Here is a 25,440-nt window from a genome sequence, read left to right as displayed (position 1 = left end):
GTTTTTATTTCACTTCCTCTGGCTCAGTTTCGGCGGAAATTTGTGTTTTCCGGTCGGATAACTGCTGTATCGCCTGAGTGTTATTCGAGGTTAAGCCATTAAAATGATCGTTAATTTTATTGAGTTGGCTGATGTATTCAGGATCATCTTTTTCTTTATGTTGCCAGTAACGTTGGCGTTCTAATTTTTGCAACTCGCTGGTTCTTAGGATTTCGAAATAGCTGTTTTCCTGCTTCAGGCGGTACAGCTCGGCATCGAGCAATTGCAGCAGTTTTTCCTTAGAAATTGTTTGGCTATTGAGCAAGGCTTGCAGCGGGTCGACAGGCGTCTCTCGCTTGTCTGAATCGGTTTCAGTGGTGATGCCAAGCTGATACTCAATCTTATGTTGGCTATAATCCTGTGGGCAGGCAGTTTGGCTAAAGACGACCTTATCGTCTTTGCGACATTTATAGACGGTATTTGCAAGCGCAGTCGTAGGGAGTAGCACGCAAATAAGAGTCACTATGAGTCTTGCCATTCGACGACAGATCCTTTGTGTACGCAATAATGAATAACGTTACTGTATTGGTGCAATGCCAGATTGTGATTGGCGCTTGCGTCCTTGTTAAACTCTAGCAGTTATCAGATTAAGAGGCTGGAATACTTGTTACTCATAGTTAACAACCGTGAATACTATGGCGTAACTTGAAGAATAAAACCAGTTTTTTGACGATGGAATTTTTTTGACGCTCAATAGATTGAGGCGAGTTTACACAGAGCTGCACAAACAAAAAAGGAGCCTAAGCTCCTTTTTCTTGCGCTAAAACGCTTAGCGGTCGAAGCGCAGGTTATCGATAAGACGCGCCTTACCTAAGTAAGCGGCGGCCAAAATCACCAGTGCTTGGTCCGTAGTTTCCGCATTGGCCAGGGTAGTGGCATGGCGAACTTCTAAATAATCTGGGGTAAAGCCTGCGGCGATAAGGCTCGCTTTGGCTTCCGCGGTGACTTGTTCGATGCTCACGCCTTGCTTAATGCCTTGTGCCATGGCATCGATAGCTTTTTTCAGCGCCGGCGCCGCGGCTTTTTCTTCCGCCGTCAGGTAGCCATTGCGTGAACTCATGGCTAAGCCTGAGGCTTCACGAATGGTATCCACACCGATAATTTCAATCGGCAGTGACAAGTCTTCAACCATAGTGCGGATCACTAAGAGTTGTTGATAATCCTTGTTGCCAAAGAACGCCACATCGGGCTGCACTATGTTGAACAGTTTGCAGACGACAGTCGCGACACCACGGAAATGACCGGGACGACTGGCGCCGCAGAGTACATCGGAAATTCCTGGTACTTCAACATAGGTTTGCTGCGCCAAGCCTTTTGGATAAATAACCGCAGGCGTTGGGGTAAATAGCAGCCCGGCGCCCGCGGCTGTCAGCGCTTGGCTGTCGGCCTCTAAGGTGCGCGGGTAGGCGTCGAGATCTTCGTTCTGCCCAAACTGCATGGGATTCACGAAGATTGAGACGACCACATGGTCGCATTTCTTCGCCGCTTCTTTCACTAAGGTGATGTGTCCCTGATGGAGATTGCCCATGGTAGGCACAAAGGCGACGGTCTCGCCTTTGGCACGCCATGCTCGCACTTGAGTACGAATATCATCGATATGGGCGCTAGTGATCATTAACTCTTACCTTGCTAAAACTTGAAATAGTCGTCTGTGTGCTTAGCACTATTTAGCTCAATGAGTGCTAGCACGCTTAGTTAAACGTGTGGTCAGCACTTGGGAAGGTGCCATTAGCCACTTCTTCAATATAAGCGCGTACCGCCGAGCGGATTTCACCCGTTTGCTTAAGGTAGTTCTTTGAAAAACGTGGGATATAACCACTCGAAATACCGAGTACGTCGTGCATTACTAGGATCTGGCCATCTGTCGTGGCACCAGCGCCAATGCCAATCACTGGGATAGTTAATGCTTGAGTGATGGCGGTGGCAAGTGATGCCGGAATACATTCAACCACTAACAGCTGCGCACCAGCGGCTTCTAAGGCCTTGGCTTCATCGAGAATGCGCTGGGCATTTTCAGCATCGCGGCCTTGTACTTTAAAGCCACCAAAAACGTGTACCGATTGCGGGGTGAGGCCCAAGTGGGCGCAGACAGGAATACCGCGCTCGGTCAGTTTAGTCACGGTTTCGAGTAACCAGTGACCGCCTTCCAGCTTGACCATATTGGCACCCGCCTGCATCAGTGCAGTGGCGTTTTCCATGGCTTGTTCTGGCGTGGCATAACTCATAAATGGCATGTCGGCGATCAGCAGTGAGCGCTCGATACCGCGACGCACACAACGAGTGTGATAGGCGATTTCGGCTGTCGTGACGGGCAGGGTATCATCGTGGCCTTGCAGAACCATTCCCAAAGAATCGCCGACCAGTAGCACATCGATGCCTTCGCCGTCGAACGCACTGGCAAAGCTGGCATCATAGGCTGTCAGAGCGGTGAATTTTCTACCTTCCTGTTTGTATTTCAACAGGGTTGAGCTAGTAACTTTAGACATATGGGTGATCTTCAAACCAAATAGAAGTGGTGTTATAAGCTAACTGGGGGCTGACTTCAATGATCATTGCCCAGTAGTTGTAACTCGGCCAAGAATTTTTCACTGATAAGGCTGCGTAGCGGCGTTTTACAAGGTAACACCAGATCCGGTGCTATGGCCGCCAAGGGCACTAGCACAAAACTACGCTCCTTCATGCCGTAGTGTGGCACTTTGAGTCTGGGCTCATCGATAATGGCATCGCCATATAAGAGTAAGTCGAGATCTAAGGTTCTTGGGCCCCAACGTTCTTTACGAACACGGCCCTGAGTGTTTTCAATCTCTTGCAGTGCATCTAACAGGGCGATGGGTGCCAGAGAGGTCTCAAAGCTGGCAACGGCATTGATATAGTCGGGTTGCACTACGTCCCCCATGGGGGTGGAACCGTAATAGGGCGATACCTTAAGACTCTGATGTTCAGCCAAGGCGGACAAGGCCGCAACGGCATTGTCCAGCTGAGCTTTAGGATCTTCAAGATTAGCCCCGAGGGCGACAAAAACCTGAGTCATTATTCGGCGGCTTTGGCTTTCGCGGCACTCGGGCGACGGCGACGGCGCTGTGGTGAATTGCGGTTACGGTTACCCGCCGCTTTGTTACCAGTGCGGGCGATGTTCAAACGCTCGGTTTCATCCGCTTCAACAAACTGTTGCCACCAGGCGGCACTCTTGGCGACATTGCCACCTTCGACTTCGCCGCGCAGTAACAGCAAGTCGTAGGCCGCTCTAAATTTAGGGTGCTCTAGCAGTTTAAAGGCGCGTGTGCCTTGGCTGCGATCGAAGCGTAATTGCAATTGCCAGATGTCTTTGGCGGGCGTACTAAAACGGCGCGGAATGCTGATGGTTTGGCATTGCTGCTCAATCACATCACCCATGGCGGCAAAAAACGCATCGTATAAAGTCAGACCGCTCTCGACCGCGATATCTTCGGCGCGTTGACGTAGTGGATACCAGAGGATCGCCGCATAGAAGAATGACGGAGTAACAGGCTTATCTTCGTTCACGCGCGCATCCGTGCTCTTCATAATGGCTTGCACCATCTTCATCGCAGGGCCTTTTGGCGCATCTTTTAATTGGGCGTCGACTTGCGGGAAGAGCGGCGCGAACAGCTTATATTCCTGCATCATCTCAAAGTTGGCCATGGCTTTGCCAGCGAAGAAGAGTTTGAGCACTTCTTCATACATGCGGGCGGCCGGAATGTCCTTGAGCAGTGGCGCTAACTGTTTGATAGGTTTAGCGGTCACTTCTTCAATCGCCATGCTGAGCTTAGTGGCAAAACGCACAGCCCTGAGCATACGCACTGGATCTTCACGGTAACGGGTTTCGGGATCGCCAATCAGCCTTAAGGTGCCGGCTTTAAGATCTTCCATACCGCCGCCATAGCTGCGGATAGAATAGTCGCTGATATCGTAATAAAGGGCGTTGACGGTAAAATCGCGGCGCTCTGCGTCTTCATCGATTTCGCCATACACGTTATCCCTGAGCAAACGCCCTTCGGCATTGGCTTTGGAAATCTTTTCATTGCTGTCGCCGTGGTGACCACGGAAGGTGGCAACTTCAATCACATCGCGGCCAAATACAATATGGGCGAGGCGGAAGCGGCGTCCGACTACGCGGCAATTGCGAAACAGCTTTTTAATTTCTTCCGGCGTTGCATTGGTAACCACGTCAAAGTCTTTCGGTTCGAGTCCGAGGAGTAAATCCCGTACGCCCCCACCGACTAAATAGGCCTGAAAACCTGATTTATTCAATCGGTATAATACTTTAAGTGCGTTTTCGCTGATCTGCTTACGGGAAATCGAATGCGCATCCCGAGGCACGAGCGACAAGCTTAAGCCGCCTGAAGTGAGTTCTGGCGTTTGGGGTTCAATCTGAGCTGGAGTCGGAGCGGTCGTTTTAGGCGCGTCTTCAAATAGCTGCTTGCAGAATTGGCTGATACGGCGAAAAATGGGACACCTCGGAATGTATCTGTTATGTGATTAAAAATCTGGCGGCTATGATATACCAATTGCGCACCGATGGGTATATCGCGATTTTTGAGCTATGCCACGACTTAGCACAGCTAAAACGATGCTTTTTGGCCGCAACTCGCCCTAAGGGGATTAAGGCGCTATCAAGATTTCCCGCTGCTTCGGAATGGCCGACAGTTGAAACTGCGCCACCGCTTGGGCCAGCATTTGCGGCGCCGTTGTCGGCTCCACTGGCGCTTGGCCTAAAAAGCTGAGTGCGGCATTAAGGCTCGCCTGCGGATGCTGTTTATCGATAGCCTGCGCATGGTTTTGTTTTGACAGCTTAAATCCTGGCATCAAACAGGCGAGGGGTAAGTGCAGCCACTGCGGCGCGCTTAGGCCAAAGGTTTGATACAGGCTTAATTGGCGACAACTTGCTTCGATTAAATCGTAACCGCGCACCACTTCGGTAATGCCTTGATAGGCATCATCCAGCACCACAGCCAGTTGATAGGCGTACAGGCCATCGCTGCGTTTGATAATAAAATCTTCGGCGGCAAAGGCATGGTCCACTACGACTTTTCCCATCAGGTTATCGCTAAATTCGGCTACTTGTTGTCGATTAACAATGCGAATCGCGCCCGATTGATGCGGCGTGGCTAACTGATGGCAGCGACCATCGTAAATCCCACCTATGGTTTGGATCTGTTTACGGCTACACAGGCAAAAGTAGGCGTTATCTTCGGCAAGTAAATCGTCGAGCTTGGCTTGATAGGCCTGAGTGCGGGCACTCTGGTACAGCACAGTGTCATCCCATTCGAAACCGTAGGCCTCTAAGGTACGTAAAATATCATCGGCTGCGCCTGCGACTTCCCTCGGTGGATCAATATCTTCAACCCGAATTAACCACTTTCCCCCCAATGAGCGTGCCCGCAGATAACTGCCAAGGGCGGCGATCAGTGAGCCAAAATGCAGCGCGCCGGAGGGCGAAGGGGCAAAACGGCCAACATAGGGATGTAAAGCGGAAGTGTTGGAAGAGTGAGTCGCCATCATAGAAATGTGCAGGAATAACCAGTCAAAGTGGCTGTATTTTAGGGGGATACGAACAAAAAAGCGAAGTGAAACGAAAGATGTTCATGCGAGACGCACAAACAAGTAGGCGGGGAAATCCCCGCCCGAGATGGCCGATTAACCCGCCATTTGCTTCTCTTTGATCTCTGCAAGCGTTTTACAGTCGATACATTGATCGGCCGTTGGACGCGCTTCGAGACGGCGAATACCGATTTCGATACCGCAGGTTTCACAGAAGCCAAAATCGTCTTCTTCGATTTTTTGCAGGGTTTTCTCGATCTTCTTGATCAGTTTACGTTCTCTGTCACGGGCACGCAGTTCGAGACTGAACTCTTCTTCTTGCGCTGCACGGTCTACAGGATCAGGAAAGTTTGCTGCTTCGTCCTGCATGTGACTCAGAGTACGGTCGACTTCCTCACGCAACTGATTGCGCCAAGCTTCAAGAATGATCTTGAAGTGACCCAGTTGCTTAGCGTTCATATACTCCTCACCCGGCTTTTCCTGGTAGGGACTTACACCTGCGATAGCGAGTACGCCAAGTTTTTTGGTGCCTTCAGGCATAACGCATCTCCTGTCATCATTTGCGTTGTAGGGCGTCCTTAAGAACGGCCGCTATCTATATCAGAATCTTCACATTGAGGCAAATTTTTCATTTCACCTTGGCAGAATTTTTTGATTGCCTTCGCTAATTGAAATGAAAATGCATTTTACTGAATCTTAACATCATACTCGGACTGGACAAGCGTGGGCTAGATGTATCTCACTCGCAGAAATCTCACAGCGATAAGCTAAGACTTCTACTCCTGATAAAATAGCCTTTTTCAAGAGGTTAGCATATTCAGGGTCGATATGTGCCGCGGGGGCCACGCTGTGGATGTCTGTGTGTTGCACCACAAATAGCAAGACGGCTCTGTGACCAAGGCTGGCCATGTGCATTAATTCCCGCAGATGTTTTTGGCCGCGAAGACTCACAGCATCGGGGAAATAACCTTGGCCATCCTCAAGCAAAGTACAACTTTTGACTTCAATATAACAGGCGGGTTTTTGAGCAGCCTCAAGCAAGATATCGATGCGGCTATTTTCATCGCCGTACTTCACTTCGCGATTTAAGCTGTCGTAGCCTGCGAGTTCGGTGATGACACCTTTATTAAGCGCTTCCTCGACCAGGGCGTTGGCATTGCCCGAATGAATGCCGATAAGGCCACCCGTTGGCGTGGTCATTAACTCCCAAGTATGGGCATATTTACGTTTAGGATTATTAGACGTCGAAAACCACACGGTTTCACCGGGGAACAGGCAGTTACGCATTGAACCTGTATTGGGGCAATGCAGGGTGATTTCAGTGCCGTCTTCGAGTTGAGCATCGGCGAGAAAACGTTTGTAGCGCTGGAGCAATTTTCCCGATTTCAGTGCTGGACTAAAGTGCATGCTATAACCTGTAGCGAGGTGATTTGGGCGCCCAAGACTAACAAATTTCGCAAATGTTTACAGATTTTACCTCGGTAACTTAGGTCGATGGCTTTCAGTCCTTGCCTGCTAGCAGTAAACTGCCGCCAACCCCGTTGTACTTTGTATACCCCAAAAGCCTGAGGATGCAGGATCTCTCACCTCAACTTGCATGGGTATAAGCGCAAGAACAAATTAAAATAAGGACCCCTCATGAGTGAACTTAAAGTGACTGAAGTGATGAGAGTTGAGTTAACCAAAGATACCCCAGCTGCCCATTGGGGCAAAGCCGATGTGACCTTCAATGCCGAAGGTGCATTAGTTCACTTAGGTGGCGGTGATGAGCTGCGTCAAATTCAAATGGCGGCGCGTAAATTACGTAATCAGGGAATCAGTACGGTTGCCTTAGCGGGTGCACTTTGGGATCTGAATAGCCAATGGGTCTTCGCCCAAGGTTTTGCTACCGCTAAACCCGGCTATAAGATCCAATGGTGCGGCGATGACGCAGTACAAGCCGAATTACAACATCGCTTAGAAGTGGCGACATTTGCCCGTCAACTGATCAACGACACCCCTGAAAATCTGTCGCCAGTGAAATTGGCGCAGCAAGCAGCTAAATGGTTAGCCGATATCGGTGGCGCTAAGGTGAGCTACCGTATTATTGAAGGTGAAGCATTATTAGAAGAGCAGTGGATTGGGATCCATGCCGTAGGCCGTGGCAGTGAGCGTCCTCCGGCGATGTTAGAGCTAGACTTTAACCCGCTGTCAGCCGATGCCCCAGTATCTGTTGCCTTAGTCGGTAAAGGGATTACCTTCGACTCAGGTGGTTACAGCATTAAAGCCTCTGAAGGCATGCTGGGCATGAAGTGCGATATGGGCGGCGCCGCCACAGTGACCGCCGCTTTAGGTTTAGCAATTAAATCGGGTCTGAACAAACGCGTTAAGTTATTCCTCTGCTGCGCTGAAAACCTGATCAGCGGCCGTGCCTATAAGTTGGGCGATATCCTCACCTACAAAAATGGTGTGACAGTTGAAGTGGTTAACACCGATGCTGAAGGGCGCTTAGTGCTGGCCGATGGTCTACAAGCGGCTTCTGCGACGGGGGCTCCTTTTATTATCGATGCGGCAACCTTAACTGGCGCAGCTGTGATGGCGGTAGGCTCTAACTACAACGCGATTTTCTCGCCACAGACTGAAGTGTTACAACTGGCGCAGCAAAAAGCCTCGACTGTAGCCGAGCGAGTATGGCCATTGCCACTGGATCCTTGGCACAAAGACATGTGTCCATCGGCCTATGCTGATACGGCAAACAGCCGTCCAGTGAAAGGCGGTGGTGCAGGCGGTGCTTCGAATGCGGCGGGCTTCCTGTGGCGTTTCGTTTCACCAGAAGCCAAATGGTTACACGTGGATTTAGCGGCGGCCTTCGAAGATTCGGCTTCTGCACTATGGGGCGCTGGCGCGACTACTCATGGCGTGCTGACCATCAGTGAGCTGATTAAAGGCTAAGTTTGCCTTTGCGACTGCAGCTTGCCTTTGCGGCTTAGCTTACGAGTAACGCTTCTTATTGTATTAAAACCGCCTACGGGCGGTTTTTTATTGCATAAAATTAACGCGTAGACAGTATGAGTCTTTATATGTTTATTTTATGATTCAGCCTATTAGCGGTTGGCTATGACTATGCTCATGGATATGGCTAGGGCTAGGGCAATTTATCGGGAAGACTATGCTAAGGATACGTAAAGCGACGCAATTAGATGCCAAGGCCTGCTGGGATATTCGCAATGCGGCGATTAATAAAGGCTGCGCCGGATTTTATGCTCAAGAAGACTTAGAGATTTGGACTCAGGGTGAATTGACTGAATCTTTTCGTCGTATGGTGGGCGCGCATTTTTATGTGGCTGAAATCCTCAATGAGACAACCCAAGAATCGACGGTTGTGGGCACCATCATGCTGGATGAACCCTATGCTCAGGTTGAGGCGCTGTTTGTCTCTCCCGAGGCGATGGGCTTAGGTGTTGGCAGATCCTTACTGCAATTTATTGAAACAAAAGCGTTTAATTTAGGCCTTGCCCAGTTGCGATTAGAGTCGACCTTAAATGCGGTCGAATTTTATCGCCACTGCGGTTTTGGTGGTGAAGGCTTAGAGGAAGACGCCGTCTATTGCTCACCCCGTGGCATCGCCTTGGATTGTCGGGTGATGTACAAAAACTTAGGGCGCTTAACTTCACGCCGTTAGCCGAGCACAAAGAAAATCTGGGCTGATAAAGCTTCGAAGGATTATAGATATGGAATTAACAGCTAGGACTTAATGCAAGATGGGGTTGCTGACATACTCAAGGGAATCAACAGATCAAGCATAGATGTGGAATTAACTGCTACGACTAAAAGCTTTGGTGGGGTTGCTGACATATTTAAGGGAGTCAACAGATCAAGCATTGAAGTGGAATTGACTTCTAATACTTGTTTTGAAGGGTTGTTGGCACACCCAAGGGAATCAACAGATCAAGATGGGGGAATTAACTCCCAAGAGTATGCCAACTATCGTTCTTTCGCCTGAAATCCCGATACCAATAAGATTAACTTCAATGGCTTAAATCAAGCTTAATCTATTGCTCAAAAAGGCTTTATTTCATTAGCCTTTAGTCAAACGTTAACTCTATCTCAGTTTGCCTGTGGGCTATTAAGCTGCTGACGTTTTTCCATTAAATCTTTAATCAAGGGTGTGAGGATCAGCTCCATTGCGAGGGACATTTTGCCGCCCGGCACCACTAAGGTGTTGACCCGTGACATAAAGGAGCCTTGGATCATGCTCAAATAATAGGGGAAGTCGACGTTGTTGATACCGCGAAAACGGATCACCACAAAGCTTTCATCTAGGCTTGGAATATCTTTGGCGCTAAAGGGGTTAGAGGTATCTACCGTCGGCACCCGTTGGAAGTTGATATGGGTACGGGAAAACTGCGGCGTCATATGCTTAATATAATCGTCCATGCTGCGCACGATTGAGCCCATGACTTTTTCGCGGCTATGGCCTCGCTCCGAGGTGTCTCGAATGATCTTTTGGATCCACTCTAAGTTGACGATAGGCACCATGCCGATCAGCAAATCCACATGCTGGGCCACGTTGGCATCGCCCGTGACTACGCCACCATGTAAGCCTTCGTAATACAACATATCGGTGTTTTCGGGCAGTGGACGCCATTGGGTGAAGGTGCCCGGCATTTGGTTAAAGGGCACAGCCTCATCGAAGGTATGTAAATAGCTGCGGGTTTCACCTTGGCCTGTGGCGCCGTAATCGCGAAAGCATTGTTCTAGGCGGGCAAAGTTATTGGCCTCGGGGCCAAAGTAACTCAGATTGCGATTCTCGGCCTGGGATTTGCGGATCATCACTTCCATCTCTGCACGGGTAAAGTGATGAAAACTATCGCCTTCTACAAAGGCAGCGTTGATCCCGAGTTGGCGAAAGATATGACTAAAGGCGGTAGTAGTAGTGGTGGTTCCTGCGCCGGATGAGCCTGTAACTGCAATAATCGGATGTTTTGCTGACATTTTTTCTACCTAGCTAGGAACCTAAAGAGCCGCCCATTTGGAGCGATAAACCGTATAAGCTATTTATACGGCACAGGGATACTGGTGGTCAATCTTGCCGTTTGGCCACTTGGTCGGCGTGGCGAATGGCAAAGGATTCATCGTCCTCGCTGTATTCCAAGACGAGTTTGCCTTGTTTAAGTGCTTGTTGGCATTGCACTATTGCCGATGATAGTTCTTGCTCATCTAGGCTAGTAAAACTACCATCCTCCACTTGGCCTAATAGATATTCGCGGATTAAATTAGCTAACGTCTCTTTGGGGAGCTGGAGTAAAGCATCGTAGGGGATAAGCATTCGGGGTCCTTAAGGTGCCGATAAAGCATCATTGGCGAGTAAAAAGTCTAAAATGCGCCGCTCTAGATAATAGCGTGGCTTCCAAGGCGTACCACCCTCAATAAAACCGACATGGCCGCCATGGGCATGTAATTCATATTCCACATGTTCAGAAAGCTGGCTGGAATGCGGGATAACGGCGTCCGTCATAAAGGGATCGTCCTTGGCATGCAAAATCAGCGTAGGCTTAGTGATGCACTTGATAAAAGGTAGGCCGCTGGCACGGGTGTAGTAATCTTCAACACCCAAAAATCCATGGAGCGGCGCGGTGACTTTATCGTCAAAGTCATAAAAAGTATTGAGATGAGCAACTTGCATTGGACTCAATGCCATCGCGCCCGCCAGATCGGGGTCAGCGAGTTTTTGATTGACCTTATGTTGTAACTGTTTGATTAAATGGCTTTGATATACTTTTGAAAAACCATTTTCTAAGCGTTTGGCACAGGCCGATAATTGCAGCGGCGCCGACACGACCACGGCGCGACTCAACAGGCTATGCTCTTGATATTCGCCTTGATATTTGGTTAGTACATTGCCGCCTAAGCTGTAACCCACGGCTAATAAAGGTGATTGCGGATACGTTTGTTGCAGCAGGCTTAGGCTAAACTGCAAATCGTCGGTATCGCCACTGTGGTAACTGCGGGCAAGGCGATTGGTTTCCCCTGAGCAGCTTCTGTGGTGGTGAACCACAGCGGCTAACCCTTGCTCTTTACAGGCTTGCAGAATGCGTCTGGCATAATGGGACTGGGCACTGCCCTCTAACCCATGAATGATAACCACAATGGGTTTGCCGATTTCTGGCTTTGCTTGCCAATCTAAATCGATAAAATCGCCGTCGGGAAGCTCGAGTCGCTGCCGCTCAAGCACAGGTTTGGCCACTTTAGTAAATACGGGCAGGATAGTTTGTACATGGGGACTTTTGGCCCACCAAGGCGGATTAAAAACGTTTGGCATGGGATCTTATCTTGATATCAACTATTGCTGAAAATTAAAACGTGTGTTTAATTTAGATTCGCGGTCATTGTAGCACAATAATTTAACACTAAGCGTCTTGGGGAGACATTGATGAATAGACGTACCTTTTTACTGGGCGCGTTTGCCGGTACGGCGGCGATTGCCTTGGGGGTGAATCTCTACTCTCCCGAATTCCGCCTCCCCGATGAAGGCGAAGGAAAAGACTACCGTTTGTTATTCGGCGTGTTGTTACCTGTGATGCTCGATGGGGCCTTGCCCGATGTGGCAACCCATAAGTTGGCGGCGCAAAATCGCACCTTAGATGCTATCAAGCACTCGATTGATGTCTTGCCCGATGAGCAGCAGACTGAACTATTCGAACTGCTGGATATGCTGGAAAATCGTCTCGGTTTACTGCTGCTGACCTCGAGTATGACGCCACTCTTGATGCGTTCACCCAGCGAATTAACCCAAATGTTGGAAACCTGGCGCCACAGTTACTTTGCGTTATTGCAAACGGCTTATTTAGGCCTGCGGGAATTAGTGATGGCCAGTTATTACGCCTGTCCTGAGCATTGGAGCCGACTCCACTACGCCAAGCCTGAATTGTTCAAATAGGCTGAATTTATAATAATAACAATAATGTAAGAATGGAGTATTCCAAGTGGCAATCATAGATCCCATAGTGACAGGCTTAAATTCCGGTTGGTTACATACCGACGCCAGTCAACTGCAAGAGAACCAGCAATTTGAAGCCGATGTGGTGATTGTAGGCACGGGCGCAGGCGGTGGTGTGGCGGCGGAAATCCTTACCCAAGCTGGACTCAGTGTGATCATGATTGAAGCGGGACCGCTTAAATCCTCCAGCGACTTTAATATGGAGGAGCGGGTCGCTTACCCTAATTTGTATCAACAGGCGGCCGCGATGAAAACCGCCGATAAGGCGATTGGTATTTTTCAAGGTCGCGCCGTAGGCGGCTCGACCACCATCAATTGGACCACCTCCATTCGTACCCCGAAGGAAGCCTTAGCCTTTTGGGCGCAGCATAAATCCGTTGCCGGACTCGATCCCGAAGCCCTTGCCCCTTGGTTCGAGCAGATGGAGCAGCGGCTCAATATTCATGAATGGAATTATGAACCTAACCGCAATAATGGCGCCCTCAAGCAAGGTTGTATCAATCTAGGTTGGGATTACACCGTCATTAAGCGTAACGTGGCGGGCTGTTGGAATACTGGCTATTGCGGCATGGGCTGCCCAGTTAATGCTAAGCAGTCGATGTTAGTCACGACGATCCCGACCGCATTAGAGAAGGGCGCGCAGCTTGTTAGCCGTGCCAAAGTCGTTAAGATTGAACACCATAATGGCCAAGTGTTTGCCCTCAAGGCGCAGGCGCTCGATGTTAATTTACGGCCGACGTCGGTCGAGCTGTTATTTAAAGCCAAACACTATATTTTAAGCGCTGGCGCTATCCACACGCCGACCTTAATGATGCGCTCCGAGGTGCCCGATCCCTATCAATTATTAGGTAAACGTACCTTTTTACATCCCACAGTGCTGTCGGGCGGCGTATTTGCCGATGCGATTAATGCCCACAGCGGTGCGCCGCAATCTATCTATTCCGATGAGTTTGTTTGGAAAAACGGCGCCGATGGTGAGTTAGGCTACAAGCTTGAGGTGCCGCCGGTGCATCCTATTTTGATTGCCTCTAAGACCATAGGTTACGGCGTGAGCCATGCTGAATTGATGGCGCAGTTTAATCAGCTACAGGTCACTATCGCCTTGATCCGCGATGGTTATCATCCCGATAGCCAAGGTGGGCAAGTGCATCTGACCTCGACAGGGTTTGCCTTGGATTATCCGCTTACCGAGGCCTTTTGGCGGGCAGCGCGGCGGGCATACGCCAGCATGGCCGAATTGCAATTCTCAGCGGGGGCATTAAAAGTGCTGCCCATCAGTGATGGTATGCCGTATCTGTCATCATGGAAGGAGGCGAAAGAGAGCATTTCGCAAATGGATTTAGCACCGCTGCGCACAGTCGTTGCCTCGGCGCACGTGATGGGCGGTTGCCCCTTTGGTGAGGATGAAAAGCTCTCTATGGTCAATAGCTATGGTCAGTCACATTATCTGGATAATCTGTCGGTGATGGACGGCTCAATCTTCCCGACCAGTCTCGGGGCCAATCCGCAGCTGTCGATTTATGGCATTACCGCGCGCAATGCTACGGCGCTGGCACAAAAGCTCACCGATGGCCGCGAGCCGCAATAGCGTGGAGTCTTTATGGGAACTGTAGAACCCTTGGAGGGTGGCTGTTTATGTGGGGCGATTCGTTATCGGATTGAGGGCAAGCCCTTCGACGCCGATTATTGCCATTGCCGCATGTGCCAAAAAAGCATTGGGGCCGTATTTGGCGCCTGGATGGATTTTAAGCTGCAACAGGTGACTTGGGTTAAGGGGCAAGTGACTGAGTTTGCCTCATCAGAATATGTAAGACGTGGTTTTTGTGCCCACTGCGGCTGCTCGCTGACCTACAGGCACACTGAGTATCCCGACTATCTCACCCTGACGATCGCAAGCTTAGACGATCCGAATTTAGTGCAGCCTAATTACCATATTTATACCGAGCAGCAGCCAAGTTGGCTCAAGATTGAGGATAACTGTCAGCGTTATCCTCAGGCTCGTACTAAGTAATGTTCGGTCTATTAAGGCGCGATAAAATCCAGCGAATTTACATCGGCTGCGGATAGGCCAAATAGGGCGAGGTAATTGACGAGATTGGTTTGTTGGCCGGTTGGCGATAAGCCATTGACGGCATTTAGAATCGTGCGCTGCGCCTTACGTTCCATCATCAGCTCAACATCGAGCATCTGCTGGTATTCTTCCTCATTCAGGCTTGCCTTAGCGAGACGGCGCAGACGACGATAGGGCGTGAGAAACTTTTCATCCCAATCCCAAACCGCATTGACCAGCTGCTGCCACTGCTCGGTCGAATACTCTCTCGGGCCCGCCACATCGCTGGTGAGATCTAAATACTGCGCCAGCAGTAAGAGATTCACATTTACTTGGCAGTTATCCTGTAGCTCAAGGCAAAGCTGCTTATTTTGCCCGTAACTCATATCACACCAATGCCAAATTTGACTGTCTAGCGGGGTTGCATCCGACATACTGTTTCCTTGTACGTTAGGCGATAAAGAGCCAATTACTGGCCCATCAGCTCAAGTTCCATTGCATCAATTTCTTCTTGCAGCTCAAGCCATTGCATTTCACTTTCTTCCAGCGTCTGTGTCAAGCTGGTGCGTTCACTGAGTACTGACGTGAGTTTGGCTTTATTGTCCTGATCATAGAGCTCGCTATCGGCCAGTAGATGCTCCAACTCGGCGAGCCGTTCACTGAGCTTTTGCTGATCAGTTTCAAGCTTCGCCTGCTTGCGTTTAAGTGGCGACACCTTTTGGCGCAGCTCTGCCTCTAACCGCTTTTGCTGTTTCTTATCGACGGCGGGCTTGGCATCGTCACCATTCGCGGTGGAATTTGCACTGGCGGCCTTAGCGGCATCGAGTAACCATTGATGGTAATCCTCTAAATCGCCATCGAAGGCTTGCACTTGGCCTTGATCAACCAGATAGTAGTCACTACAGGTTAAGCGCAGTAAGTGACGGTCGTGCGATACGATAACCATTGCGCCTTCAAAGGTTTGCAATGCCATAGTAAGTGCATGGCGCATTTCTAAATCTAAGTGGTTGGTTGGTTCGTCGAGCAGTAATAGGTTAGGGCGCTGCCACACTAATAAGGCCAACACTAAACGCGCTTTCTCGCCCCCCGAGAAGGGACGAACTGGCGAGAGCGCCATATCGCCATGGAAGCCAAAACCACCGAGGAAGTTACGTAATTCCTGCTCACGAGCATTTGGCGCGAGGCGCACCAGATGTTGCAGCGGCGTATCGTCTAGGCGTAAAAATTCGATTTGGTGCTGGGCAAAGTAACCGATATTCAGGCCGGGATTCGGCTCATACAATCCAGTCATCGGTGACAGTTGTCCCGATAACAGTTTGATTAATGTCGATTTACCCGCGCCGTTACGCCCTAAGAGGCCAATACGGGCGCCGGGGACTAAGTTCAAATGCACACGGCTGAGGATTTGCTTGTCGCCATAACCCACAGCCACTTGTTCCATTTTAATCAGCGGATTGGGCAGGGCTTCAGGCGGGCGAAATTCCATATAAAACGGGCTATCGGCCTGGGATGGCAACAGCTCAGTCATCCTTTCCAGCGCTTTTAAGCGGCTCTGCGCTTGCTTGGCTTTACTGGCCTTGTAGCGGAAGCGGTCGACGAAGGACTGCATATGCGCCCGTTCTTTTTGTTGGCGCTCATAGGCGACCTGTTGCTGCGCCATACGTTCGGCACGGATGCGCTCAAAGGCACTGTAGTTACCTTTGTAATAATTGAGTTTTTGATTCTCGATATGGACGATTTCATCGACAATCTCATCGATAAAATCCCTATCGTGGCTGATTAAAATCAGCGTGCCTTGATAGGACTTAATCCAACCTTCGAGCCAGTACATGGTATCTAAGTCTAAGTGGTTGGTCGGTTCGTCGAGCAACAGTAAGTCTGAGCGGCACAGCAGCGCTTGGGCAAGGTTGAGGCGCATCCGCCAACCACCCGAAAAGCTTTTCACTGGGTTGTTTTGCTCGGCTTCGCTAAAGCCTAAGCCTGCCAGCAAGGCACCTGCGCGGGCACGAATAGCGTAGCCGCCAATGGCATCGATTTTTCCGTGCAAGGTGGCAATGGCATGGCCATCATTGTGTTCCTGCGCGATATGTAAATCGGCCTCAAGTTGGCGATATTCTTTATCACCATCAAGTACATACTCAAGTGCAGAGACTTCCAGCGCGGGCGTTTCTTGAGCTACGGTGGCGATTTGCCAACCCGAAGGCATACTAAACTCGCCTTTGTCTAAGCTCAGGTGACCCATAATTAATGCCAACAGTGAGGACTTACCCGTGCCATTGGCGCCGACTAGGCCGACCTTATGGCCGGGATAGATGGTCAAAGAGGCTTCGTCGAGCAGGGTTTTGCTGCCTCGGATTAATTGCGCTTGGTTGATGCTGATCATTAACTACAACTTGGTCATATCATGAATGAGTAAGGGCTGTGATAATAGCGTACAAGCCGATGGCAAACCACAACTTAGGCCGAGTTGCTGAGGATTTCTTACACTTTTTACAGCATCTTTTGGGCGAATCTTGTGGCGGCTTTTATGGCGCTCTTTGGATGAGTGGCAAAGCGAGTATGCGGCCAATTTGGCAAATCGTTTTTGAGATAACCCAGTAAGGCGCCAACGTCTGTTTATTTTTTATGGCATCACAACTTGGTTTAAAGGCTGGCAATAGCTGGGCACTGTGGCAAAATAGCCGCCAATTTCAGGCTCACGCTTTCGGTTTTGCAAGCGAAGCGTGGTCATCTTCTGATTCAACTGAGCTGGTCTGTGCATAAAGGTATTAGCATGACAACCAAAATCAAAAAGCGCTTTGTTGCTGGCGCAAAATGCCCTAAATGTGGTGCCAAGGACAGCATTCTGCTGTTTAAAGAAAACGGTATCGAAACCGTAGAATGCACCGACTGTGATTACCGCGAACAACAAACCGATGTGAAAGTCACCGAAAAAGCCACAGGTGCCGTGATTGGGGTGTTTAAGCCTGACTAGGCTTGGTGTTGCTTTGCTTGTTCGTTTTAAAGCGAGAGTCTAAAAAATTCACCAGTGTGCAGTGTCGATTGGCAATATTACTCCAGTGACACGCCATAAACTCATCCCTGAGGGCTCGACGGTGGCCTCCATGCCACCAACGGTCACTTCCGTAAAAATTGCCAATGCTAACTAGCCTTCTCGCAGCTCGTTCTACTAAAAGCTATTTGCTCATTCCGTGTTTCGGCTCGTTAGCTCAATCGACCATTCCTACTCCTGTTGCCATATAAATTCTTATCTATTTTCTATGTTTGGCCTTACCAGAAATCGGCTAATAATGTATGGGTATACAGTCGTATTTAAACGTAGGTGTTTTAGTATGATTTTTAGACAGGATTAGTGCGTACTAATTCCATTCTCAATAAATAAAAATCTATAAAATCAAGTGAATATAGTAACTGAATTTTAGTTATTAGGTTTGGAAAACTCGCATGCGCGTTTTTCCAGATAGTGTATTTGGCAGAAAGCTGATAAGTTCTTTGCATACAGATAGTTAACCGTGCGCGTTTTCACAGGTCCAACGAGGTAAACGCGCATGCGCACTAATAAAATGTTAGCTTTCAATGTTAATTAGGTGTTTTTTGTGCAAATAATTGAATATTTAAAATCTTTTAATAGAAAAGAACGTTTTCATCTTGTCGGTCAATTACTGGGCAATACCGAATTTAATCTTGATCCAAGTATATTACAGAAAATCCTCGACTTATTAGAGTTGGACACACCTCCATCCTATTTTTCTGCGATGGATTATCACTTAGATTGGATATACGCAAGTTTAGAACTCGCGTATGTTCATGGAAATGAACCTAGAACAAGAGATTCTCTACGCATCACAGCTACCCAGGAAGATGTCGACTTTTTATTGGCTTTTGAGGATGAATCTGGCAACACCCACATTATTATGATCGAAGCCAAAGGAGATACACCTTTTACTAACAATCAGCTCCAGAGTAAAGCTAATAGGTTACGTGCTATTTTTGGTGAAAATAATGAAAATTGGAGTAATGTTATTCCACATTTTTTAATATGCAGCCCAATTGAACCAAATCGAATTGAAATAGAGAATATTCCTTCTTTTATGCTTAACAAAGATAACAGTAAACTTAATTGGTTTATACTCGATATGCCGTTAAATCAGAGAAAAGTCACTCGTTGTCATTTGGACGGAAAGGCATCGAAATATGGTAAATACTGGAAAGTGGATATACTAAGAAACTCAAAAAGCTAATAAACAGTTCAAGAGGGATTCAGCACGCGTGGCATTATTGGTATGCGGTGGTTTTAGTGTTGAAGTGCTATGCAGTGGCTTGGTCATTGCGTGCTTCACCCCTTAACTGGGCGTTATATTTTTCAGCCACCAAGAAGAGACATCGCTTGAAGCAACTCTTTAAATATATGAGCGAACCTCGGGACTTTTTCGAAGAGGGATTCATTCGCCTTTCACAACCAAGCGTATTGAATGACCCTTTTGAGGCGGCATTTTGCCGTAAAAGCTTAGATGAACTAGCTAGTCACTTTGACAATCCAACTTCTTGGGACCCTGAGTTTGGAGAGTTGAGTTTTTCTCAATATGTTGACTTGAGAATGCACCATATAGGCGTCATAAGCTTTACCGAGAACAAAGAAAATCTACTTATGTGGGCTCACTACGCAAATGAGCATAAAGGCATTGTTGCTGGAATAGTACATTTTCCTCGAAACGGATGCATTTTTGAAAATTTGTTTAGAGCGGACTCTCTCATAAACTCAGCTTGGGGCGAGGAGTGTTCGCAATTCGATGGAACTCCTAAACCTGTTTCTTACAGGAAGGGATTAAGATACCGCAACGATAAGTTCGATTATGATTACTCAAATATATCAGTAGAGGGTGCGGATAGAATTCTCTATGAGGTGTTTTTACAGAAAAGTGATGAGTGGATTTATGAGCAAGAGCATCGAGTGATTCTTAGACTAGAACAATCTGACCGAGTCATAATTCCCAACCTTGATTCTATCGGCAATCTAAGCATAAAAAACCGAGTAAAAAACGCTTCTTATTCGATCTTTAACCCTGACAATGACTCATGCGTTATTAACTTATTTAAAATTACTGACGACGCAGAGAGAGCAGCCGTGGCAATGGAACTAGCCAAGCTAAGTCAAAACCCCAAGACTATATATCTAATGAAATTGTCATCCAGCTCAATAAACAGTTGCTTGATTGGCTTAAAATCAAAGATAACTAAAGCTGAGGTTCAAGGACGTCACGCGTGCTCTACTGGATACCTCGACATCTGGAAAGCTACCAAAAACATGGATTATTACAGCATTGAGTTTGAAGAAATATAACAACTGGTTCAAATCGCTCGCTTCGCTCACTGGGACGGGCTAAAGCCCGTCCCTTAACCAAACGTTAAATTTACAGTTTCCGCTAATGTCAAAAGGTGAAGCATGGTGATTCGCGAGACGACCGTCCGCCCCATGGACGGGGCGGTCGAGCATCCACGGACGGACTCGCTGCGTGTCGGTGAGTGAACATCATGGCAAGCCTGTATGAGTGGGTATTAGCAACCTACCGTTCCATTTTTTCGAATGTTTAGACCGTGATTTCGCGTTATTCTTTTGCAAATTTCCTTGTTATTCTGCCTCCATTAGCATTGCCACTGTTTCACGCAGTCACTTCTAACCCAAGTGATCGTGAGTACACAGGTTAATGCCTTACGAGTTAGGAGCATAAAATGAAAGTCTTAAGTCAGTTTTCTGCTAAGCCTGCGATGGATGGCGACGGGGTGAATATTCGCCGTGTGGCGGACTTTGTTACTACCCATTTTGATCCGTTTTTGATGATGGATGAGATTAAATACGATGATAAACAGGATTTTATCGGTGGCTTTCCGCCGCATCCGCACCGTGGAATGGAGACCTTTACTTACATCCGTAAGGGCGGGTTTGAGCATCGCGATCAGATGGGTAACGTCAAAGCGATTCGTGCAGGCGATGTGCAGTGGATGAGCACGGGTTACGGCGTGGTGCATTCCGAAATGCCGTTGGCCGATGCGCTTAATGGTCTGCATGGCTTCCAAATTTGGGTCAATATGCCTGCCAAGGACAAACTGCGCCCCGCGACTTATCAAGATACGGCTTCAACCCCTAGCGTTGAAACATCGAACGACACAGGCGCCACCCTTAAAGCCTTGGCGGGGGATTGGGCATTTGCGGGTAAGGGTGCGATCAGTGCCACCATCCAAGGATTAGCGGGCGAAGCGGCGATTGCCGACTTGATGATTAACGCCAATGGTGAGGCGCAGCTCGATTTATCCAAGCATGAGTTTGCCGCCCTCTATCTTTACCAAGGTGGCTTGAGTAAGGGCGAAGGCTCACAGTTTTCATTCAATCAGGGCGAGTTTTTAGTGCTCGATAGCCAAACGTCATTGCAGCTTAAGGCCGATGAACGCGGTGCGGGCATGTTACTGTTTGTGGGTAAACCGATCCGCGAAAAAATCGTTCAAATGGGGCCGTTTGTGATGAACACCCAAGCGGAAATTCAGCAGGCGATTCGCGATTATCAAGAGGGCCGCTTTGGCAGCATCGTTTAAGGCTTCCTTGCTTTAAATCTTGACTCCTCGCTTGAAAAACACCGCTAGTACAAAGCTTGTTTTTCCGTAAGTCACACTCACTAAGCCCTGCCAATGCAGGGCTTTTTGTTCGCGCGCTTCTTATTAATGACTCTCTTTAAAGCAGGCAATAAAGCCTGCTTTGGTGGTTAAGCGAAAGACTTCAGGAAAAGGGCACGCTTTATTGCTACAATAGCCGAGCTTTGGGATGGTGCGGATAAGACTAAGCGCAGCTAGTTGCCGACTTAGCCTGATTGCACGACTGGCATGGCTCAGTTAGAGGTTAGTTTAAAGGCTTTAGTTAAGGTTAACCGCCAGAAATAAAGGCCTAAACAAATGGCTAAACGCCCCGAAGCGATAAGCGTATTTAATTAGTAACACTATGCAATTTCAGTGACTTGCCTGAGTTTATGCCAGCGCGGGTTACCCACCACAGGATATTCGCCTTGAGCAATTCAGACACTCAGCCTTCAATGGCTTTCTCGACTCTTAAGCTAAAACCCGAACTGCTTGAGAACCTTACCACTATGGGCTATCACGAAATGACGCCAATTCAGGCGCAGAGTCTGCCAGCCATTTTAGCGGGCGAGGATGTGATTGGTCAGGGCAAGACGGGTTCGGGTAAAACGGCGGCCTTCGGTTTAGGTCTGCTGAACAAGTTAGATGTGAAGCGTTTTCGCATTCAAACCTTAGTGCTGTGTCCAACCCGCGAACTGGCCGACCAAGTGGCGCAGGAGATCCGCACACTGGCGCGTGGTATTCACAACGTAAAAGTGCTCACCCTCTGCGGCGGCGTGCCTATGGGGCCGCAAATTGGTTCGCTCGAGCATGGCGCCCACATTATCGTCGGAACGCCAGGGCGGATTGTCGATCACTTAGAGCGTAACCGTTTAGACCTAAGCAACCTGAATATGCTCGTACTGGACGAAGCCGACCGTATGCTGGAAATGGGCTTTCAGCCACAGCTCGATGCGATTATCGAGCAGTCGCCACGCGAGCGCCAAACCCTGCTGTTTAGTGCGACCTTCCCCGAGCAAATTCAGTCGATTGCTAAGCAAATTATGTACGACCCAGTGATGGTGAAAGTGGCCGTGACCCACGAAAAGAGCACCATCGAGCAGCATTTCTACCACTTGGATGACGACAAGGCGCGCATGCAGGCGCTGCAATTATTGCTGCTGGATCGTAAGCCCGAGAGCGCCGTGGTGTTTTGTAATACCAAGCGCGAAACCCAAAAAGTGGCCGATGAACTAAGTGATGCTGGCTTTAGCGTTATCGCCCTACATGGGGATTTAGAACAGCGCGACCGGGATGAAACCCTGCTGCAATTTGCCAACAAGAGTGCCTGTGTGTTGGTGGCGACCGACGTGGCTGCCCGTGGTTTAGATATCGATGCACTGGACGCGGTATTTAACTACCACGTGGCCTATGATACCGAAGTGCATATTCACCGTATTGGCCGTACCGGCCGTGCGGGCAGTAAGGGTGCGGCTTTTACCTTCTTTGACGATCAAGATGGCTACAAGATTGCCCTGTTAGAAGAGTATTTAGAGCGAGATATTCAGAGCGAAGCCTTGCCATCATTAAGTTTGCTGGGCACAGCGCCCAATGCGCCAACCATGATCACCCTTCAAATCGATGGTGGTAAAAAAGAGAAGCTTCGCCCCGGCGATATCCTCGGGGCCCTCACTGGGGAGAATGGTATCGAAGGCTCGCAGGTCGGCAAAATCCTTGTAACCGACTACCGCGCCTATGTGGCGGTAAATCGCAAAGTCGCTAAAAAGGCGCTGAGCAAAATCACCAGCGGCCGCATTAAGGGTAAGTCTTACCGCGCGTGGTTAATGAAATAACCCGCAGTTCAGTGATTAAAAAGCGAAGCCAAATGGCTTCGCTTTTTGGTTTATGGTCTGGGGTTAAAAGTTATAGGTGACTCCTAGCATCAGGTTGCGCCCCATTAACGGCGCATAATCCTTGAGTAAGGAAGTATGGGGGCGGGCCTCCTGATTAAGCAGGTTAGTGCCTTTGAGATAAACCAAAATATCGCCGCTTGAGGTGTACCAGTGATAAGTGGCGGCCGCATTCACTAGGGCATAGCCTGCGGTTTCGGTCTCATTGTCGGCGGTGTCGGTTTGGCGGGCATAGCCTATGGCGCCTAACTCTGCGTGCCACTGCTGCAGATCGAAGTTTAATGTCGAGCCGACACGCATCGGCGATATTTGCGGTAAGTTACCGCCATCGACGAGTTTGCCGCGGGTGTAGTCGCTAAAGAGCCCGAGTGACCAGAGATCATTAAATGGAATCGTTGCCTGCGCCTCGATGGAATAAAGATCCGCATCGCCTTGAGTATATTGATAAACCGGCATATCGCCTTCTTCATCGCTGTTGACCAGATCCGAGGCAACCAGTCCAGTATTGCGCTCATAGTAGAAGTTATTAACTCGGTTATAGGCGAGGCTGAGTGAACCTGTCCATGCACCGTCCAGCTTACGCAGTGTGAGGTCGATATTGTTGGCGATTTCCCTATCGTTACTGCCGCTGTTGGCAACGATTTGGCCATTCTCTAGGCTAAATTGCGATCCAAGCTCAAAGCTTTGAGTCGCATCGTGTGGCCCGTAGCTGTAAAGCTCTTCGGCAGTGGCCGAGCGTTCGGCGCGGGTGAGTGACAGCCCTAGGTTGTATGATGGACTAAAGTCCCACACCACGCCCGCAGACAACGTCACATTATTATCTGTTAAATCATTAGGTTGATACTCTTGCTCACCATTAAGCGTGTCGAGCTGCATGCTATCGGGCGCGAGGCGGTAATGCTCGAGGCGACCGCCGAGTTCAAAGCGAAAATCACCCAGCTTACGTTCTTGCACGATAAAGGCGGCGAGAGTGTCCGTTTTACTGTCGGGGGTCAGGGCTTCGTCGCCTTCCACCGCAAAGTCACGGTGCACCGCATGTAGCCCCAGAGTGCCTTGCCATTCGCCCCAAGGATGATTGTTTAGGCTTAAACGTGCTTCGCTCTGCTTGTTGAAAAAGGTGGTGCCAGCAACGCCATCTTCTTCCTCGGCGTGTTGATAATCGCTATAGGCAGCGTCGAATTTTAACTTACTAAAACCAGCAAAGGGGTCGAGTAGCCCGCTATGTAATTGCCAAGCGGTTTTCTGTAAGTCGATGGTGATATTGGGTGCATCGGCCTCACCACGGCTGGGGATGCCGTAGTTGGATTCGGTGCGCGCGCCGGAGACGCTAACAAAACCCGAATCCCCCGTATAACCAACGCCTGCGGCGTAATCATCGAGTTTGAGTTGGCTATTGGCTAAGGTGCCGTGGGTGGTTGGCATATCGGCAATGGCATTTCCGGGAATGTCCACATCCTCGGTTTTTCTGTGGGTGCCATCCAGATGCCAGTTGAACTGGCCATTACCGCCGTTGAGTTCGCCATTGTAGGTTTGGCCATGATTGGCGCTGTCATAGCGAGCGCCAAAGTGCCCTGTCACTTCATCGATTGGGGTTTCGCTGTAGCGGGTATCGACCACATTGACGACACCGCCGATGGCGCCATTGCCATAGAGTAGGGTGCCTGGACCGCGAAGAATTTCAATCTGCTGCGCCGAGGCTGCCTCGGAGGTCACGGCATGGTCTGCCGATACGGTAGAGGCATCGCCAACCGACAGGCCATTTTCAAGCACTTGTACTCTGGGGCCGCCCATGCCGCGGATAATCGGCCGACTGGCGCCCGCACCAAAGTGAGAGGCCTGTACGCCGGGGAGTTTTTCTAAGGTGTCGCCCAAGGTGGGTTCGGTGTTGAGTTTGAGTTGATCCTCGGTCAATACGCTGATGGGCGTAGTGCTTTCGAGGGCCGAGCGGGCGAGGGGCGATGCGGTTACCACAATATTTTCCATCGGGGTTTGGCTCAGCGTCACATCTTGAATGAGCAAACCTGTCTTTGAGCTAATCTCTTGATCGCTATGTTTAAAATTCGCATGACTCACGTGTAGGTGCAGGTGACTATTATCGGCAATCTTGAGTTGATACTGGCCTTGGGCATCTGTGGTTGTGCTGTTACCGCCGTCAACACTGACGCGGGCATTGGCGAGCGCGTTACCTTGTTGATCAGTGACTTGGCCTTGAAGCTCTGCGGCCATAGCCGATGAACACACGCTCGCGACCGCAAGCGCTATTGAAGATAGTGCAAGTTTCATTGTGCCTTTCCTTGTAG

Annotated in this window: 25 protein-coding genes; 11 read left to right on the top strand and 14 right to left on the bottom strand. The window is 49.2% G+C overall.

Features of this window, described 5'->3' with window-relative positions; all coding sequences use genetic code 11:
• Nucleotides 1-4 precede the first annotated feature (4 nt).
• The 8 genes from K0H60_RS17070 to sfsA all read right to left on the bottom strand — a co-directional run bounded on the left by K0H60_RS17070 (nucleotide 5) and on the right by sfsA (nucleotide 7,005).
• Nucleotides 5-517 (bottom strand): DUF4124 domain-containing protein, encoded by a 513-nt coding sequence (locus K0H60_RS17070; protein ID WP_086903781.1) that lies wholly within the window; start codon nucleotides 515-517, stop codon nucleotides 5-7.
• Nucleotides 518-808: 291 nt separating this feature from the next.
• Entirely contained in the window at nucleotides 809-1,654 is an 846-nt protein-coding gene (panC, locus tag K0H60_RS17065; protein WP_220056469.1) for a pantoate--beta-alanine ligase, read from the bottom strand.
• Between the two features lie 76 nt (nucleotides 1,655-1,730).
• Nucleotides 1,731-2,525, bottom strand: a complete 795-nt coding sequence (gene panB / locus K0H60_RS17060) for a 3-methyl-2-oxobutanoate hydroxymethyltransferase (RefSeq protein WP_086903779.1) — start codon at nucleotides 2,523-2,525, stop codon at nucleotides 1,731-1,733.
• 56 nt (nucleotides 2,526-2,581) lie between these two features.
• Entirely contained in the window at nucleotides 2,582-3,070 is a 489-nt protein-coding gene (gene folK, locus K0H60_RS17055) for a 2-amino-4-hydroxy-6-hydroxymethyldihydropteridine diphosphokinase (RefSeq protein ID WP_011718201.1), read from the bottom strand.
• On the bottom strand, nucleotides 3,070-4,377 hold the full coding sequence (locus K0H60_RS17050) for a polynucleotide adenylyltransferase PcnB (protein WP_258405830.1): 1,308 nt from the start codon (nucleotides 4,375-4,377) through the stop codon (nucleotides 3,070-3,072). Before K0H60_RS17050 ends, folK begins: the two co-directional genes overlap by 1 nt.
• Before the next feature lie 282 nt (nucleotides 4,378-4,659).
• Nucleotides 4,660-5,556 (bottom strand): tRNA glutamyl-Q(34) synthetase GluQRS, encoded by an 897-nt coding sequence (gene gluQRS / locus K0H60_RS17045; protein WP_220058192.1) that lies wholly within the window; start codon nucleotides 5,554-5,556, stop codon nucleotides 4,660-4,662.
• Between the two features lie 138 nt (nucleotides 5,557-5,694).
• Nucleotides 5,695-6,138 carry an RNA polymerase-binding protein DksA gene (gene dksA / locus K0H60_RS17040; RefSeq protein WP_011718198.1) on the bottom strand — a complete coding sequence of 148 codons (444 nt, stop codon included), beginning with the start codon at nucleotides 6,136-6,138 and terminating at the stop codon, nucleotides 5,695-5,697.
• Between the two features lie 162 nt (nucleotides 6,139-6,300).
• Nucleotides 6,301-7,005 carry a DNA/RNA nuclease SfsA gene (sfsA, locus tag K0H60_RS17035; RefSeq protein WP_220056468.1) on the bottom strand — a complete coding sequence of 235 codons (705 nt, stop codon included), beginning with the start codon at nucleotides 7,003-7,005 and terminating at the stop codon, nucleotides 6,301-6,303.
• Nucleotides 7,006-7,236: 231 nt separating this feature from the next.
• Here sfsA and pepB point away from each other — a divergent pair, with 231 nt between their 5' ends.
• The 3 genes from pepB (at nucleotide 7,237) to K0H60_RS17020 (ending at nucleotide 9,580) form a co-directional block, all read left to right on the top strand.
• Nucleotides 7,237-8,529, top strand: coding sequence for an aminopeptidase PepB (pepB, locus tag K0H60_RS17030; protein ID WP_220056467.1), 1,293 nt, complete (start codon nucleotides 7,237-7,239; stop codon nucleotides 8,527-8,529).
• Between the two features lie 217 nt (nucleotides 8,530-8,746).
• Nucleotides 8,747-9,259: a GNAT family N-acetyltransferase gene (locus K0H60_RS17025; protein ID WP_220056466.1), complete on the top strand. Its 513-nt coding sequence runs from the start codon at nucleotides 8,747-8,749 to the stop codon at nucleotides 9,257-9,259.
• 72 nt (nucleotides 9,260-9,331) lie between these two features.
• The gene (locus K0H60_RS17020; RefSeq protein ID WP_220056465.1) at nucleotides 9,332-9,580 is read left to right on the top strand and encodes a hypothetical protein; all 249 of its coding nucleotides are present in this window, start codon (nucleotides 9,332-9,334) and stop codon (nucleotides 9,578-9,580) included.
• 104 nt (nucleotides 9,581-9,684) lie between these two features.
• On the opposite strand, the gene K0H60_RS17015 is transcribed toward K0H60_RS17020, so the two are convergent.
• The 3 genes from K0H60_RS17015 to K0H60_RS17005 form a co-directional block, all read right to left on the bottom strand.
• Nucleotides 9,685-10,572: a phosphoribulokinase gene (locus tag K0H60_RS17015; RefSeq protein WP_011621530.1), complete on the bottom strand. Its 888-nt coding sequence runs from the start codon at nucleotides 10,570-10,572 to the stop codon at nucleotides 9,685-9,687.
• Between the two features lie 88 nt (nucleotides 10,573-10,660).
• The gene (locus tag K0H60_RS17010; RefSeq protein WP_220056464.1) at nucleotides 10,661-10,906 is read right to left on the bottom strand and encodes a YheU family protein; all 246 of its coding nucleotides are present in this window, start codon (nucleotides 10,904-10,906) and stop codon (nucleotides 10,661-10,663) included.
• A gap of 9 nt (nucleotides 10,907-10,915) precedes the next feature.
• Entirely contained in the window at nucleotides 10,916-11,899 is a 984-nt protein-coding gene (locus tag K0H60_RS17005) for a hydrolase (protein WP_220056463.1), read from the bottom strand.
• Nucleotides 11,900-12,010: 111 nt separating this feature from the next.
• On the opposite strand from K0H60_RS17005, the gene K0H60_RS17000 reads away from it, so the two are divergent.
• Genes K0H60_RS17000 through K0H60_RS16990 form a run of 3 tightly spaced genes read left to right on the top strand, consistent with a single transcriptional unit; the run spans nucleotide 12,011 to nucleotide 14,588 of the window.
• Nucleotides 12,011-12,517: a TAT leader-containing periplasmic protein gene (locus tag K0H60_RS17000; RefSeq protein WP_220056462.1), complete on the top strand. Its 507-nt coding sequence runs from the start codon at nucleotides 12,011-12,013 to the stop codon at nucleotides 12,515-12,517.
• 46 nt (nucleotides 12,518-12,563) lie between these two features.
• Nucleotides 12,564-14,165, top strand: a complete 1,602-nt coding sequence (locus K0H60_RS16995) for a GMC family oxidoreductase (protein ID WP_220056461.1) — start codon at nucleotides 12,564-12,566, stop codon at nucleotides 14,163-14,165.
• Nucleotides 14,166-14,177: 12 nt separating this feature from the next.
• On the top strand, nucleotides 14,178-14,588 hold the full coding sequence (locus K0H60_RS16990; RefSeq protein ID WP_220056460.1) for a GFA family protein: 411 nt from the start codon (nucleotides 14,178-14,180) through the stop codon (nucleotides 14,586-14,588).
• Between the two features lie 11 nt (nucleotides 14,589-14,599).
• Here K0H60_RS16990 and K0H60_RS16985 read toward each other — a convergent pair whose 3' ends face one another.
• Nucleotides 14,600-15,061, bottom strand: a complete 462-nt coding sequence (locus K0H60_RS16985; protein ID WP_220053808.1) for a TIGR02444 family protein — start codon at nucleotides 15,059-15,061, stop codon at nucleotides 14,600-14,602.
• Between the two features lie 35 nt (nucleotides 15,062-15,096).
• Nucleotides 15,097-17,010, bottom strand: coding sequence for an ABC transporter ATP-binding protein (locus tag K0H60_RS16980; RefSeq protein WP_220056459.1), 1,914 nt, complete (start codon nucleotides 17,008-17,010; stop codon nucleotides 15,097-15,099).
• 390 nt (nucleotides 17,011-17,400) lie between these two features.
• On the opposite strand from K0H60_RS16980, the gene K0H60_RS16975 reads away from it, so the two are divergent.
• The 5 genes from K0H60_RS16975 (at nucleotide 17,401) to dbpA (ending at nucleotide 23,083) form a co-directional block, all read left to right on the top strand.
• The gene (locus K0H60_RS16975) at nucleotides 17,401-17,601 is read left to right on the top strand and encodes a YheV family putative zinc ribbon protein (RefSeq protein WP_011621538.1); all 201 of its coding nucleotides are present in this window, start codon (nucleotides 17,401-17,403) and stop codon (nucleotides 17,599-17,601) included.
• A gap of 622 nt (nucleotides 17,602-18,223) precedes the next feature.
• Entirely contained in the window at nucleotides 18,224-18,868 is a 645-nt protein-coding gene (locus K0H60_RS16970) for a hypothetical protein (RefSeq protein ID WP_220056458.1), read from the top strand.
• 146 nt (nucleotides 18,869-19,014) lie between these two features.
• On the top strand, nucleotides 19,015-19,968 hold the full coding sequence (locus K0H60_RS16960) for a DUF2971 domain-containing protein (RefSeq protein WP_220056457.1): 954 nt from the start codon (nucleotides 19,015-19,017) through the stop codon (nucleotides 19,966-19,968).
• 389 nt (nucleotides 19,969-20,357) lie between these two features.
• Entirely contained in the window at nucleotides 20,358-21,215 is an 858-nt protein-coding gene (locus tag K0H60_RS16955; RefSeq protein ID WP_220056456.1) for a pirin family protein, read from the top strand.
• A 491-nt stretch (nucleotides 21,216-21,706) separates the two neighbouring features.
• Nucleotides 21,707-23,083 (top strand): ATP-dependent RNA helicase DbpA, encoded by a 1,377-nt coding sequence (dbpA, locus tag K0H60_RS16950; RefSeq protein WP_023266948.1) that lies wholly within the window; start codon nucleotides 21,707-21,709, stop codon nucleotides 23,081-23,083.
• A gap of 63 nt (nucleotides 23,084-23,146) precedes the next feature.
• Here the strand turns inward: dbpA and K0H60_RS16945 are convergent, their stop codons facing one another.
• Nucleotides 23,147-25,423, bottom strand: a complete 2,277-nt coding sequence (locus tag K0H60_RS16945) for a TonB-dependent receptor (protein ID WP_220056455.1) — start codon at nucleotides 25,421-25,423, stop codon at nucleotides 23,147-23,149.
• Nucleotides 25,424-25,440 lie beyond the last annotated feature (17 nt).

The sequence above is a fragment of the Shewanella mangrovisoli genome, from assembly GCF_019457635.1.
Classification (GTDB): domain Bacteria; phylum Pseudomonadota; class Gammaproteobacteria; order Enterobacterales; family Shewanellaceae; genus Shewanella; species Shewanella mangrovisoli.
This window is presented reverse-complemented; position numbering and strand designations above follow the sequence as displayed.

Bases quoted from the DNA above. Each gene is read 5' to 3' on its own strand.
- K0H60_RS17070 (WP_086903781.1), bottom strand. From the start codon at position 517: ATGGCAAGACTCATAGTGACTCTTATTTGCGTGCTACTCCCTACGACT.
- panC (WP_220056469.1), bottom strand. From the start codon at position 1,654: ATGATCACTAGCGCCCATATCGATGATATTCGTACTCAAGTGCGAGCA.
- panB (WP_086903779.1), bottom strand. From the start codon at position 2,525: ATGTCTAAAGTTACTAGCTCAACCCTGTTGAAATACAAACAGGAAGGT.
- folK (WP_011718201.1), bottom strand. From the start codon at position 3,070: ATGACTCAGGTTTTTGTCGCCCTCGGGGCTAATCTTGAAGATCCTAAA.
- gluQRS (WP_220058192.1), bottom strand. From the start codon at position 5,556: ATGGCGACTCACTCTTCCAACACTTCCGCTTTACATCCCTATGTTGGC.
- dksA (WP_011718198.1), bottom strand. From the start codon at position 6,138: ATGCCTGAAGGCACCAAAAAACTTGGCGTACTCGCTATCGCAGGTGTA.
- sfsA (WP_220056468.1), bottom strand. From the start codon at position 7,005: ATGCACTTTAGTCCAGCACTGAAATCGGGAAAATTGCTCCAGCGCTAC.
- pepB (WP_220056467.1), top strand. From the start codon at position 7,237: ATGAGTGAACTTAAAGTGACTGAAGTGATGAGAGTTGAGTTAACCAAA.
- K0H60_RS17025 (WP_220056466.1), top strand. From the start codon at position 8,747: ATGCTAAGGATACGTAAAGCGACGCAATTAGATGCCAAGGCCTGCTGG.
- K0H60_RS17020 (WP_220056465.1), top strand. From the start codon at position 9,332: ATGCAAGATGGGGTTGCTGACATACTCAAGGGAATCAACAGATCAAGC.
- K0H60_RS17015 (WP_011621530.1), bottom strand. From the start codon at position 10,572: ATGTCAGCAAAACATCCGATTATTGCAGTTACAGGCTCATCCGGCGCA.
- K0H60_RS17010 (WP_220056464.1), bottom strand. From the start codon at position 10,906: ATGCTTATCCCCTACGATGCTTTACTCCAGCTCCCCAAAGAGACGTTA.
- K0H60_RS17005 (WP_220056463.1), bottom strand. From the start codon at position 11,899: ATGCCAAACGTTTTTAATCCGCCTTGGTGGGCCAAAAGTCCCCATGTA.
- K0H60_RS17000 (WP_220056462.1), top strand. From the start codon at position 12,011: ATGAATAGACGTACCTTTTTACTGGGCGCGTTTGCCGGTACGGCGGCG.
- K0H60_RS16990 (WP_220056460.1), top strand. From the start codon at position 14,178: ATGGGAACTGTAGAACCCTTGGAGGGTGGCTGTTTATGTGGGGCGATT.
- K0H60_RS16985 (WP_220053808.1), bottom strand. From the start codon at position 15,061: ATGTCGGATGCAACCCCGCTAGACAGTCAAATTTGGCATTGGTGTGAT.
- K0H60_RS16980 (WP_220056459.1), bottom strand. From the start codon at position 17,010: ATGATCAGCATCAACCAAGCGCAATTAATCCGAGGCAGCAAAACCCTG.
- K0H60_RS16975 (WP_011621538.1), top strand. From the start codon at position 17,401: ATGACAACCAAAATCAAAAAGCGCTTTGTTGCTGGCGCAAAATGCCCT.
- K0H60_RS16955 (WP_220056456.1), top strand. From the start codon at position 20,358: ATGAAAGTCTTAAGTCAGTTTTCTGCTAAGCCTGCGATGGATGGCGAC.
- dbpA (WP_023266948.1), top strand. From the start codon at position 21,707: ATGGCTTTCTCGACTCTTAAGCTAAAACCCGAACTGCTTGAGAACCTT.
- K0H60_RS16945 (WP_220056455.1), bottom strand. From the start codon at position 25,423: ATGAAACTTGCACTATCTTCAATAGCGCTTGCGGTCGCGAGCGTGTGT.